Origin of the sequence: Patiriisocius sp. Uisw_047, assembly GCF_047730165.1 — a bacterium.
GTDB lineage: Bacteria > Bacteroidota > Bacteroidia > Flavobacteriales > Flavobacteriaceae > Patiriisocius.
Window position 1 is genome coordinate 464181 of sequence record NZ_CP159834.1, and the last position, 12203, is coordinate 476383.

General features: G+C 37.5%; 14 protein-coding genes. 5 read left to right on the plus strand and 9 right to left on the minus strand.

Annotated elements, in window-relative coordinates; translation table 11 throughout:
• Positions 1-6: 6 nt before the first annotated feature.
• The 7 genes from ABXT71_RS02185 to trmB form a co-directional block, all read right to left on the minus strand.
• Positions 7-336, minus strand: coding sequence for a ferredoxin (locus ABXT71_RS02185; RefSeq protein WP_415372163.1), 330 nt, complete (start codon positions 334-336; stop codon positions 7-9).
• The gene (locus tag ABXT71_RS02190; RefSeq protein WP_415372164.1) at positions 337-1389 is read right to left on the minus strand and encodes an NAD(P)/FAD-dependent oxidoreductase; all 1053 of its coding nucleotides are present in this window, start codon (positions 1387-1389) and stop codon (positions 337-339) included.
• 59 nt (positions 1390-1448) lie between these two features.
• A complete protein-coding gene (locus ABXT71_RS02195) occupies positions 1449-1691 on the minus strand; it encodes a NifU family protein (RefSeq protein WP_415372165.1) in 243 nt (80 codons plus the stop codon).
• Position 1692: 1 nt separating this feature from the next.
• Positions 1693-2832: a P-loop NTPase gene (locus ABXT71_RS02200; RefSeq protein WP_415372166.1), complete on the minus strand. Its 1140-nt coding sequence runs from the start codon at positions 2830-2832 to the stop codon at positions 1693-1695.
• A gap of 87 nt (positions 2833-2919) precedes the next feature.
• The gene (locus tag ABXT71_RS02205) at positions 2920-3258 is read right to left on the minus strand and encodes an MGMT family protein (RefSeq protein ID WP_415372167.1); all 339 of its coding nucleotides are present in this window, start codon (positions 3256-3258) and stop codon (positions 2920-2922) included.
• Complete coding sequence (locus ABXT71_RS02210) at positions 3258-3884, minus strand: LysE family translocator (protein WP_415372168.1); 627 nt, start codon at positions 3882-3884, stop codon at positions 3258-3260. Before ABXT71_RS02210 ends, ABXT71_RS02205 begins: the two co-directional genes overlap by 1 nt.
• Positions 3885-3917: 33 nt before the next feature.
• A complete protein-coding gene (gene trmB / locus ABXT71_RS02215) occupies positions 3918-4598 on the minus strand; it encodes a tRNA (guanosine(46)-N7)-methyltransferase TrmB (RefSeq protein WP_415372169.1) in 681 nt (226 codons plus the stop codon).
• 135 nt (positions 4599-4733) lie between these two features.
• Between trmB and ABXT71_RS02220 the strand changes: the two genes are divergently transcribed.
• Positions 4734-5804: a glycosyltransferase gene (locus ABXT71_RS02220; RefSeq protein WP_415372170.1), complete on the plus strand. Its 1071-nt coding sequence runs from the start codon at positions 4734-4736 to the stop codon at positions 5802-5804.
• On the opposite strand, the gene ABXT71_RS02225 is transcribed toward ABXT71_RS02220, so the two are convergent.
• Together ABXT71_RS02225 and ABXT71_RS02230 are read right to left on the minus strand one after the other, a co-directional pair.
• Positions 5778-6821: a sensor histidine kinase gene (locus ABXT71_RS02225; RefSeq protein WP_415373052.1), complete on the minus strand. Its 1044-nt coding sequence runs from the start codon at positions 6819-6821 to the stop codon at positions 5778-5780. The genes ABXT71_RS02220 and ABXT71_RS02225 overlap by 27 nt on opposite strands.
• Positions 6821-7504: a response regulator transcription factor gene (locus tag ABXT71_RS02230; protein ID WP_415372171.1), complete on the minus strand. Its 684-nt coding sequence runs from the start codon at positions 7502-7504 to the stop codon at positions 6821-6823. Before ABXT71_RS02230 ends, ABXT71_RS02225 begins: the two co-directional genes overlap by 1 nt.
• A gap of 203 nt (positions 7505-7707) precedes the next feature.
• On the opposite strand from ABXT71_RS02230, the gene ABXT71_RS02235 reads away from it, so the two are divergent.
• The 4 genes from ABXT71_RS02235 (at position 7708) to ABXT71_RS02250 (ending at position 12147) form a co-directional block, all read left to right on the plus strand.
• Positions 7708-9438: a T9SS type A sorting domain-containing protein gene (locus ABXT71_RS02235; RefSeq protein ID WP_415372172.1), complete on the plus strand. Its 1731-nt coding sequence runs from the start codon at positions 7708-7710 to the stop codon at positions 9436-9438.
• Between the two features lie 80 nt (positions 9439-9518).
• Entirely contained in the window at positions 9519-10499 is a 981-nt protein-coding gene (locus ABXT71_RS02240) for an acyl transferase (RefSeq protein ID WP_415372173.1), read from the plus strand.
• A gap of 2 nt (positions 10500-10501) precedes the next feature.
• Entirely contained in the window at positions 10502-11527 is a 1026-nt protein-coding gene (locus ABXT71_RS02245) for a hypothetical protein (RefSeq protein WP_415372174.1), read from the plus strand.
• Between the two features lie 104 nt (positions 11528-11631).
• Positions 11632-12147: a DUF350 domain-containing protein gene (locus ABXT71_RS02250; protein ID WP_415372175.1), complete on the plus strand. Its 516-nt coding sequence runs from the start codon at positions 11632-11634 to the stop codon at positions 12145-12147.
• Positions 12148-12203: the final 56 nt, after the last annotated feature.

Here is a 12203-nt window from a genome sequence, read left to right on the forward strand (position 1 = left end):
ATACCCCTATTCTTCGGGAGCTAGCGTAAGCTTTAATTGATCTAAGCTTTCAGAAATAAAAATCTGACAACCTAATCTGCTATTCTCTTGCACGTGAAAAGCCTCTGCAAGCATCGCCTCTTCGTCAACACCTTGCTCCGGTAGTTCGTGATGACTCTCCATATAACACTGGCAAGAAGCACACATCGCCATCCCACCGCAAATGCCTACGGTTCCTTCTGGTGCCAGCTCATAAGAACGGATGACCTCCATAAGATTCATATTCATATCTGTGGGCGCTTTGATCTCGTGATCAAACCCTTCTCTATCTGTAATATGTAAGGTGATATCCTGCACTTAATTAATCGCTTTTACCACCGCTTTAGGCGCCTCTTTTTTAGAACCGTCAAATCCTTCAACACCACCAACAGTTGTGTATTTCATCACATAGCGTTTGTCTGGAAAAATGCGTTGGAAGGCACTCTGGCACATTAAGGTAGCCTCGTGAAAACCACATAGAATTAATTTTAATTTTCCTGGATACGTGTTTACATCGCCAATAGCATAGATGCCAGGTATGTTTGTTTGATAATCAAGAGCATTATTTACTAGAATCGCGTTCTTCTCGATTTCTAATCCCCAGTCCGCGATAGGCCCTAATTTAGGAGCCAAACCAAATAAAGGGATAAAGTGATCACACGTTTTATTAAAAACTTCTGCCCCTTTCTTTATGGTAACCCCTTCTACTTTTCTTTCTCCTACGATACCAACAATCTCTGCAGGCGTTATTAATTCTATCTTACCAGCATCTTTTAATTCTTGTACTTTATCAACAGAATCTAAGGCACCTCTAAACTCATTACGTCTATGAACAAGGCTCACACTCTGAGCAACATCTGTCAAAAAGATCGCCCAGTCTAAAGCACTATCTCCACCTCCAGCAATGACAACCTTTTTATCTCGATAAAGTTCTGGATCGCGAATAATATACTCTACACCAAGTCCTTCATAATCTGCAATCCCCGTAATAGGTGGTTTGCGAGGCTCAAAGCTGCCGAGTCCCCCTGCAATAGCAATAACAGGCGCGTGATGCTGTGTTCCTTTATTTGTAGTCACGATAAAGGTTTCGTCTTCTAGTTTTTCAATGGTTTGTGCTCTTTCTCCTAAAGTAAATCCAGGTTGAAAAGGTTCAATCTGTTTCATTAAATTATCTACTAGGTCTCCCGCGAGAATCTCTGGAAAAGCTGGAACGTCATAGATAGGCTTTTTTGGATATATCTCACTACACTGCCCTCCTGGCTGCGGTAATGCATCAATAAGGTGACACTTTAATTTAAGTAGTCCCGCTTCAAACACTGTAAAAAGTCCCGTAGGACCTGCTCCAATAATAAGTATATCGGTTTTAATCATAAATATTCATAATTTGAGACAAATGTATTTAGGGTACGATATACACTAAATGACAAAAATCATCCTTCGACATTAATTACAGTTTCTATCTGTGGTGCGTGTTTTTTTATTGTCAACTCTACCCCACTCTTTAAGGTCATCTGATTCACAGAACAATCTACACAAGCGCCTTGCAGCTGTACTCTTACAATAGATTCCTTTTCGATTCCCAACAAGAGAATATCACCACCATCTGCTTGTAAAAACGGACGAATCTCGTCTAATGCAAGCTCTACCTTTGCTGTTAATTCTTCTGCTGTCATATTAATTTTTTACGGCGCTACAACCTGCCATTGTGGTTATTTTAATTGCCTCTGTCGATGGCAAGTCTGTGTTACGTTTTACTGTTTCTTCAACTACATTTCTAGTTATGGTCGTAAATGCCTCTGCAATAGGGCTACCTTCTTGCAATGCTGCTGGATGACCTGCATCTCCTGCTTCACGAATACTCTGTACCAATGGAATTTCTCCCAGGAACGGAATTTCAAGATCTTCTGCAAGGTTTTTCGCGCCGCCATTTCCGAAGATATAATACTTGTTATCTGGAAGTTCTTCTGGTGTGAAGTAAGACATATTCTCTACGATCCCTAAGACAGGAACATCTATATTTTCTTGACGAAACATAGCCACACCTTTACGTGCATCTGCTAAAGCCACTGTCTGTGGTGTACTTACTACAACCGCTCCCGTTATAGGTAATGATTGCATAATACTTAAATGTATATCTCCTGTTCCGGGTGGAAGGTCCAATAACATAAAATCAAGTTCACCCCAATCAGCGTCAAAAATTAATTGGTTCAAAGCTTTTGAGGCCATAGGTCCACGCCATATGACAGCTTGATTTGGCTTTGTGAAAAACCCGATAGATAGTACTTTTACTCCATAATTCTCGACGGGCTTCATTTTACTTTTCCCATCTACGGTAATAGAAAGCGGGCGTTCATTAAAAACATCAAACATTATTGGGATAGAAGGCCCATAAATATCAGCATCTAGAACACCTACCTTAAAGCCCATCTTAGTTAAAGAGATAGCAAGGTTTGCAGTTACTGTAGATTTTCCTACACCTCCTTTTCCTGAAGCGACGGCTACTATATTTTTTATTCCTGGCAGTGTCTTTCCTTTTATCAGGTTTGGATTATCCGCTTTTACGGGAGTCTCTACACGTATATTTACAAGTACTTTAGCATCTGCAAACACCTTTTCTCTAATGGTAGAAATTATATCTGCTTCGGCTCTTTTTTTAATATGCATTGCCGGTGAGGCAATTTTAAGATCAACGACCACTTCATCTGCAAAAGCCATCACATTTGTCACCGCGCCACTATCTACCATATTTGTACCTTCTCCCGCTACTGTAATGGTTTTAAGCGCATCGAGCACTGTCTGTTTTTCAATTTTCATATTGCTTATTTAGACTATTTCTAAAGTACAAAGATACTCCTTAGACTTCAAAAAATAAAGAGGGTACAATGAAGTTTTTTGATGGTACTATAAGTCAATACCAAGTTCTAGAAAGGGATCCCAAAAAAGAGTTTGAAAATCTTGTATTTGGTTTTCAATCACTGTGATTCCTTCAGATTCTAAGAGTTGCTGCATTAAGTTTGTGCCATCAAAATGGTGCTTTCCGGTAAGTAGTCCTTTTCTATTCACGACTCTATGCGCAGGAACATCTGGTATATTATGAGATGCATTCATTGCCCAACCCACCATACGGGAGCTTCCTGGAGCGCCAAGATATTTAGCAATAGCACCATAACTGGTCACACGACCATAGGGCACTAATTGTGCTACTTGGTGTACTTTTTTAAAAAAGCCAGGATCTGCCATTACACAGAAGTGAAGATTTTAAAAGCGGTAATGAATGCAATGACAGCTGTTATCAAGCCTATGACTAGATTCATATTTGCTTGCACACGGGGTTTATCATCCTTCCGTTTAAAAAACTGAATATACAAACCTAACATTGCGAGTGTACCAAGAGCGCCGCCCACTGTTGCTGCGAGAAGCCCTGATTGCTCAAAGGAGAACCAACCAAAACCAGCAAAAGTAACTCCTATGTATACCCAATAAGGCAAGGGCAAGAGGTTTAATGCGGCAATAATCATTCCTTTAAAAAAACGGTTTGTTTTTGATTTAGCCGTTTCTTCAGGAATTTCTCTTCTTGTGTCTTTTGCGATAAATAAAAAATAGAGTGTGAGGCAGATGAAAATTACTAATCCTACCTTTTGTAATATCTTGATAACATCTGGATGGCTATCTAAGTACCTTGCACCAATAAGCGCAATGTACGTTTGTATCAACACTGTACAACTTACTCCTACACTAAAAAGGAATGCTTTTTTACGGCCTTCTTTAATGCTTATTTTTACAGCAGACATATTAAGCAATCCTGGAGGAATCACACCAATAAGTGCGGCAATAAAGCCAATAATAAAATTCAAGATTAAGGACATCAAAAAAGTTGGTTAGGGGAAGATACCTAAAATTTATGAGTCTAAAGAAAACCGAATGTAGGTAATTTTTTTATTCACCTCAAGGTATTGACTTTCATAAAAGGTTTGGATTTCCACAACCTCCGCTGGAGCTTCATCTCCTATCCCATAGACGTCGTGATGCGCAAAATGAATAGGTAATTTTAACCCTTGAAGCAATCCTAAAGTATAGCCGTGCATAAACTCACTATCTGTTTTGAGATGCATAATACCTTTTGGTTTTAAAATTTTTCTATAGGTATCAAAGAAAGCTTCGTTAGTAAGACGGTGCTTTGTGCGCTTATATTTTATTTGCGGATCTGGAAAGGTGATCCATATTTCGTCTACTTCATTCTCAGAAAACATATTCTCAATGAGCTCAATTTGAGTACGCAGAAAACCTACGTTTCCCATACCTTCTTCTAAGGCAGTTTTTGCACCTCTCCAAAAACGAGCTCCTTTAATATCTATACCTAAGAAGTTTTTTTCTGGATACTTTTTCGCCAAACCAACAGAGTATTCCCCTTTACCGCAACCCAGCTCAAGTATTATAGGATTATCATTCTTGAAGAAATTTTTATTCCAGTTTCCTTTTAAGTTTAGATCATCATTGACGGCCTCTTCTCTAGTTGGCTGAATCACGTTTGTAAACGTTTCGTTCTCTCTAAATCGCTTAAGCTTATTCTTACTTCCCACAGGTGAAATTTTGGCACAAAAATAAACATTTATTCGAGGTAGACACTTGTTAATGCCTTGATTCCTTTTTAGCCTCCCTTCGGAAATATAAATTGAATTATTAATGGTTATTTTTACCTCATAATTATTCAATAATTGAAATTTAAAAATAAAAAAACCATTTTAGTTGCACCATTAAACTGGGGTTTAGGGCACGCCACGCGCTGTATTCCTATCATCAATGGTTTGCTCGAGAACGGCTATGATGTGCTATTAGGAAGTGATGGTGCAGCCCTAAGATTACTTGAGCAGGAATTTCCAGAGTTAAATAGTATTTCTCTACCTTCATACAACATATCGTATCCTGAAGATGGGCGCGATTTTAAAAAAAGTATACTCCTTAAGTTACCGCAGATGAACGCCGCTGCCAGGAAAGAAAGAAAGGTAGTCAAACAACTCGTGGCAGAAGGCCTCATTCACGGCATCATAAGTGACAACAGGCTTGGTGTGCGCAACAAAAATATACCCAGCGTTTATATAACGCATCAACTGTGTGTTTTAAGTGGAGCCACAACCTTTTTTAGCAGTAAAATCCATCAAAAATTTATTAAAAAGTTTGATGCTTGTTGGGTGCCAGATTATAAAGAAGAACCATCATTAAGTGGTCAACTTGGGTACTTAAAAAAAATGGATCCACGAGTGAGATACATTGGTCCACTTTCTAGAATGGAACGTAAAGAAGCTGTCTTAGAAAATGATATTTTAATATTGCTTTCAGGGCCAGAGCCACAACGAAGCTTGTTAGAAAAGAAACTTATTGAGCAGTTTAACGGCACAAATAAAAAGGTGTTCTTAGTTCAAGGTATGGTAGAAGACACTCAAAAACGCTCTACAATAGGCAACATAGCGCTGGTCAATTACCTGACCACCTCCGCTTTAGAAAAAGCAATTAACAAGAGTGATCTTGTGATTTGTCGCTCTGGATATACGTCTCTAATGGATATGGCAACTATGAATAAGGACGTATTTTTCATCCCTACTCCAGGACAATTTGAGCAGGAATATTTAGCTAAGCGCCTCTTTGATATGAAGATGATTGCAAGCTGTACTCAGGATGATTTTAGTATAAACAAGTTGAAACTAATTGACCACTTTTCTGGATGGCCGCCGCTAAGAACGGAGCAGCGAGACTACTCAAAACTATTCAGCATTTTCGAGGGTGAATGAAAATTCACTCCCCACACCTAACTGACTTTCTACATAGATTTTTTCGCCGTGGGCATCTATAATATGTTTTACAATAGCGAGTCCTAGTCCACTTCCTCCCTCTTTACGAGATCCACTTTTATCCACTCTAAAAAAACGTTCAAAAATACGCGTGAGATATTCCCTCTCGATCCCGAGCCCGTTATCTGTAATTCTAATAATAACTTTATTTTTTATAAGCTTCTCAATACTCACCTCCGTAGTCCCATCACTTTCCCCGTATTTAACAGAGTTTTCTATTAAATTAGTCAACACTTGTTGAACACGCTCTTCATCTATTCGCACAAGTATTGGGGTTTTATACTTCTTGTCGAATATTAATGAGATGTTCTTTTTTAACGCTTTCATCTCCAGCAAATCAAAAACATTATGAATCATTTTTACAACATCCACATTTTCTTTCTCTAAAACCAGACCCCCCACTTCAAGCCTCGAGATCATATCTAGATCTTTCACGATGTAAGTAAGTCTTTCTACGCCCTTACTTGCTCGTTTAAGATATTTCTCACGAACAGCCTTATCGTCCATCGCGCCATCAAGTAAAGTGAGAATGTAGCTCTCAACGGTGAACAAAGGAGTTTTAAGCTCATGTGAGACATTCCCTAAAAATTCTTTTCTGTAGGATTCCCTAATTTTTAAAGCCTCAATCTCTAGTTTTTTGTGTTGTGCAAAACGTCTTACTTGACTTGTGAGCGTTGCCATATTTGTAGTGATTTGTTCTCTCCCAAAACTTGTTGCATCTAGAATAGTTAACTCTTTATATAGGTTATTAATTTTTCTATAGATAAATTTTTCAACCCTTTGTTGGATTACAAAGAAGGAAAACAAAAAAGAAAACAAAGCAAATACTATAAGATACCAGTAGGAGACTGGCTTTAGGAAATAAACAAAAACACCCATAGCTAGTGTCAAAAAGAGGGAAATATATAAAGCCGTAACAGCAGCAAACTTGTATGTTTTTCTAAAATCGCCCACAATTAAATCACAAATTTATACCCAACACCTTTTACTGTTTTAAAACGGTCATCTCCTATTTTTTCGCGCAGCTTTCTAATGTGCACATCTATCGTTCTTCCTCCCACAACAACATCATTTCCCCAAACGTTATCTAAAATAATTTCTCTTTTAAAAACTTTACCAGGCTTGGAGGCTAATAAAGATAAAAGCTCAAACTCTTTACGTGGCAGCACCATTTCTTCTTTACCAACAATCACTTTATACTCCTCCCTGTTGATTACAACGTTCCCTAACTTTAAAATCTGCTCAACAGGTTCGGGCGTTTTAAATCTGCGAAGTAATGCCTTTACCTTACTAATAAGTAATTTAGGCTTAATTGGTTTTGTAATGTAATCATCTGCTCCAGCATCAAAACCAGCTACTTGAGAATAATCTTCACCCCTTGCTGTTAAAAACGTGATAACCGTTTCTGATAATTCTGGAATAGCTCTTAACTTCTCACAAGCTTCAATACCATCCATTTCTGGCATCATCACATCTAAGATGATAAGCTGAGGTTTGTGTTTTAAGGCCTTCTCTAAACCTACAAGACCATTTTCTGCAGTTATTACTTGGTATCCTTCAGAAGACAGATTATAACCCACGATTTCTAAGATATCTGGCTCATCATCCACAAGTAATATTTTTATATCTTTTTTCTTCATTATTTATTTTTAAACAATTAATAAAGATACTCTTTTTAAAAAATATTTTGTTTCCATTTCACATTATTAACCTTAACTTAATACTGAAACGTCTAAGGTGTAAAAGATCTGTAATCATTGATAAACAAATGATAAATAGAATGGTGAGAAGGAAAAGAAGTCCTAATATTGATTATGTTTGTTCCAAATCAAACTCTCATAAAATGAAAAAAATTACCTTACTATTTACCTTATTGATAGCAGGCGTTATGTTTGCTCAAAATGACATGTCTGTTAGAAATTCTAATGGTGTATCTATTGTAATCAACGAAATTGATGCAGACCAAACTTCCACAGACACCTTAGAGTTTATAGAAATATATTCAGACGGAACAAGCACGAGCCTTAATGGATTAGTCGTTGTCCTATTTAATGGTAGTGACGATGCGTCTTATAATGCGATTGACTTAGATGGTTTTTCTACAGATAGTAATGGCTACTTTATAATAGGTGGTGATGCTGTTCCTGGTGTAGATATCGCTCTAGGCGCAGATAACGTGATACAAAACGGTGCAGATGCTGTGGGAATTTTTGTAGGCGATGCTTTAGATTATCCTACGGATACTCCAGCGACTGAAGTAAATTTACAAACAGCTGTTGTCTACGGAACAAATGACTCTGACGATTTAGATTTACTAGCTGCCTTAGGAGAAACGGTACAATATGACGAAAACATCAATGGAATGAAAGATGTCGAGTCTATACAAAGAGGTGCAGACGGAAGCTATTGCGTAGGAGCTCCTACACCTAGAGCTGCAAATATAGATTGTACTGTCACTTGTGACTTATCTGTTTTTGTAACAAGTGTAGTATGCGACGCAGTAACTGCTGGAACAGACACGTACACTACAACATTAGGCTTTTCTGGCGGTAACACAGGAACTACCTATACTATTATGTCTACAGAAGGTACTATTTCTGGAGATAATCCTAACACAACCGCAGATGGTTCTATCATCATTTCTAATGTTGATGAAGGAGTAGACTTTGCATACACCGTAACAAGCACAAATTGCGACATCAGTAATGACATAAGCGCAGTAACTTGTGAGCCAGCATCTGTAGTAAACAATCTTGCAGAATTAAGAGCAGGCGTTATTGGTCAAGAATATACTGTTACTGGAGAGGTGATTATCACCTTCCTTCAAGACTTTAGAAATCAAAAATTCATTGAAGATGCAACCGCGGCCATATTAATTGATGACAACGCTAGCAATTTTACAACTACTTACGCAATAGGTGACGGGCTTACTAATGTTTCTGGTTTATTAGGCGAGTTTAACGGCATGATGCAGTTTGTAGTAAATGCAGATGCAGGGGCGGCAACCTCAACAAATAACCCAACTCCTAGTCAAAACATATTAGTTTCTCAATTAGTCGCTAACCCAAATGACTATGAGTCTGAGCTAATAACACTTAATATTTTTGACATTGACACGAGCGTTAATACAGAATGGGTAACGGGTGAAGAATACCTAATGATAGAAGACGGATCTGGTGATGAGTATACCTTTAGAACCTCTTTCTTTGATGTAGATTATATTGGTCTAGCTGTAACCACAGAAACTATAATTACTGGTATTATTACTGAAAGAGACAATGGTAGTTACTACATTACTTCGCGTTCTATGTCAGATTTTGCTACGGCAGGTATTTCAGAAAACAATATTGAAGGATTTACAATAACACCTAATCCCGCTTCTTCAAAAGTGACGTTCAGTACTATTGCTTCTGAAATTTTAAACGTTGCTATATATGACGTAGCAGGAAAACAAGTAATGAACATTGCAAATGCTCAAGGAACAATTAATGTGTCAGACCTTTCTACAGGTTTATACATTGTGAGAGCAACAGAAAATGGACAAACCTCTATCGCAAAATTAGTGATTAAGTAATTTCTATCCTGATACTTATTCTAAAGCCCCTGCTCCGGTAGGGGCTTTTTTATGCTTATTTTTGCGCGGTACTATTTACTATGAAGCAACCAATTTCGTCCATTTTTTCTATCAAAAATTCTTCAGAGTTTGAGGCCTTGGCGCTTGCCATTTTTAGATATCAACACGAATATTGTAAGGTGTATCGCAACTTTTGCGACCTCCTTTCTGTAGCTACCTCAGGAGTAGATACCATTGAAAAAATACCTTTTCTGCCCATCACATTCTTTAAACAGAAGAAAATTATATCAAGTGATAAAATTTCCAAAACTACCTTTACAAGTAGCGGTACCACAGGCAGCATCACAAGTAAGCATCATGTGGCAGATATTGCAATCTATGAAGAAAGTTTTAAAAAAGGCTTCGCTCATTACTACGGAAATGTGCAAGATTATACCATTTTAGCCTTATTACCATCCTACTTAGAACGCCAAGGTTCGTCGCTAATTTACATGGTGGACCAACTCATAAAAGATAGTCATTCTTTGGACAGTGGTTTTTATCTAAACGATCTTGACGGTCTTATAAAAAAACTTGACCACTTAGAATCACAAGGTAAAAAAACCATCTTGATAGGGGTCTCATATGCCTTGCTAGATCTTATTGAAAAGAGAACATTTCAACTTAAAAACACCATTGTCATGGAAACCGGCGGAATGAAAGGCCGCAGAAAAGAACTTATAAAACCTGCATTACACGCATTACTCAAGGAAGGTTTTGGTACACATAAAATTCATAGTGAATATGGAATGACCGAACTTTTATCGCAAGCATACAGTGAAAAAGAAGGCGTTTTTACCTGTCCTCCATGGATGAAAATTCTCACACGAGATACTGAAGACCCACTAAGTCTATTACAGCATAAAACGGGCGGCATCAATGTTATCGATCTCGCTAACGTCTATTCTTGCTCGTTTATCGCCACACAAGATCTCGGGATTATAAAGGATGATGGCAGTTTTAATATTATGGGTAGATTTGACGACAGCGATATACGTGGTTGTAACTTAATGATATTGTAATAGTGACGAAGACTAAAAATAATACAAACGGTTGCTTTTTTGTAGGGGTCGGTTTTTTTCTTATCATCGGCATTTTCTTATTCTTGAGTATTGTTTTTCCTTTTCCAGAAGGAGCTGCATTAGTTATTTCTGTCGTTGCCGCGGGGTTTCTAACGATTAAATGGCTAGGGCTTCCTTCAAAAAAATCATTGCTTCAGGTTGCCTTATTTTTAATTTTCGGGTTCATTGTATTAAAAGCTGGCCACTCTTTTCTCACTAGCTTATCCGTAAATACAGATCGTCAACTCAGCCCAGAAGAAGGGGTTACAAAAACAATGAAGCGTATAGAGAACGACTCTGTTCTTGTGTTCGAAAGCCATAGAGATTGGCAGGACAACTATGGAAGTTCTTATAGCGCTTCATTAATTGTGAGGGCGAGAGATTACACTAAATTACACAACCACATAAATAAATACCCACCTGCAGACGTTCCAAACTTCTGGGGGAAACTTTACCAGTATATTGACAAAAAAGATGGTCCCGCTTTAGATCTCGTGATTGCAGAATTTGCTCGTATTAATGGGGAGCGAAACCTCAACCAGATGGAGTTTGCAGAGATGGTGGTTACTTGCGTGCAAGACATTCCGTATTCACTTGTTTTTTCTGAAGCTTGCCTCCCAGCAGAAAACTATGAAGACAGCATCAAGCAAGTACTTATAGATTGTCCAGCTTGCTGTATAGGCAATGTTGCCTATGGCATACAAAACCCAGTTTCTTTTTTACAAAACTTAAAAGGAGACTGTGATACACGCACGGTTTTAATTTACAGTATTCTAAAACACTTTGATTATGACGTCGCCATTTTAAACAGTGATTTTTATCGCCATTCAATCATTGGGATTAACATACCTGCAAAAGGAGATCACAAAATTTATAAAGGAAAGAAATACAAGGTATGGGAAACAACGACCAAGTATTTTGAGGCGGGAGAATTGCCTTATTCATTTGATGACATTACCCATTGGAATGTGGTATTGACGAGTAAGTAAAGAAAAATGAGCCAGGAGACAAGACTCAAAATTTTCAAACTAACATTTAACATCACTGTCGTGATTTCAATCTTTGCTATTTATTAACCTAATAAAATTAAACTATGAACACTTCATTATTTTTCTTAGCCTTATTTGAGATTATTCTCTCCATTGTAGTTACCGTAATAGTTGTATATATTTCTTTCGGAATTCTTAAAAAACTCTTCTTTAAAAACCAAGAAGTGGAAAGCAGCAATATGGCATTCACTATCTTCATGTCTGGGATTATCATATCTCTTGGGCTCATTTTAAGTGAGATTTTACCGTCGATTACAAACGTAGTTCGCCTATCTGTTAGACAACAAGAAAGTATAGATTTTATGACTGTCGCGAAGTATTCAGGCCTCTACCTCATTATTGGTTTTATAATGTCGCTATTTATCAATACAGCAGTTTTTGTCTTATTTAGTTTCTTGACCAAAGGCGTTAACGAGTTTAAAGAAATACAACAGAACAATCTTGCAGTTTCTATTATGGTAGTCGCGTTATTGTTAAGTATCACGCTTATTTCAAAAGATAGTATTGCACTTCTTATTAGCTCTTTAGTGCCGTATCCAGAAGTAATGAATTTTTTATAGGAATGTAAGGAAGAAGAAAACTGACCGACTTAAATATTAATTCATGATTGATGTTG

Excerpts from the sequence above, each read along its gene's own strand:
- ABXT71_RS02200 (WP_415372166.1), bottom strand. The coding sequence starts at position 2,832 with ATGAAAATTGAAAAACAGACAGTGCTCGATGCGCTTAAAACCATTACA.
- ABXT71_RS02205 (WP_415372167.1), bottom strand. The coding sequence starts at position 3,258 with ATGGCAGATCCTGGCTTTTTTAAAAAAGTACACCAAGTAGCACAATTA.
- ABXT71_RS02195 (WP_415372165.1), bottom strand. The coding sequence starts at position 1,691 with ATGACAGCAGAAGAATTAACAGCAAAGGTAGAGCTTGCATTAGACGAG.
- ABXT71_RS02230 (WP_415372171.1), bottom strand. The coding sequence starts at position 7,504 with ATGAAGAAAAAAGATATAAAAATATTACTTGTGGATGATGAGCCAGAT.
- ABXT71_RS02235 (WP_415372172.1), top strand. The coding sequence starts at position 7,708 with ATGAAAAAAATTACCTTACTATTTACCTTATTGATAGCAGGCGTTATG.
- ABXT71_RS02250 (WP_415372175.1), top strand. The coding sequence starts at position 11,632 with ATGAACACTTCATTATTTTTCTTAGCCTTATTTGAGATTATTCTCTCC.
- ABXT71_RS02190 (WP_415372164.1), bottom strand. The coding sequence starts at position 1,389 with ATGATTAAAACCGATATACTTATTATTGGAGCAGGTCCTACGGGACTT.
- ABXT71_RS02240 (WP_415372173.1), top strand. The coding sequence starts at position 9,519 with ATGAAGCAACCAATTTCGTCCATTTTTTCTATCAAAAATTCTTCAGAG.
- ABXT71_RS02210 (WP_415372168.1), bottom strand. The coding sequence starts at position 3,884 with ATGTCCTTAATCTTGAATTTTATTATTGGCTTTATTGCCGCACTTATT.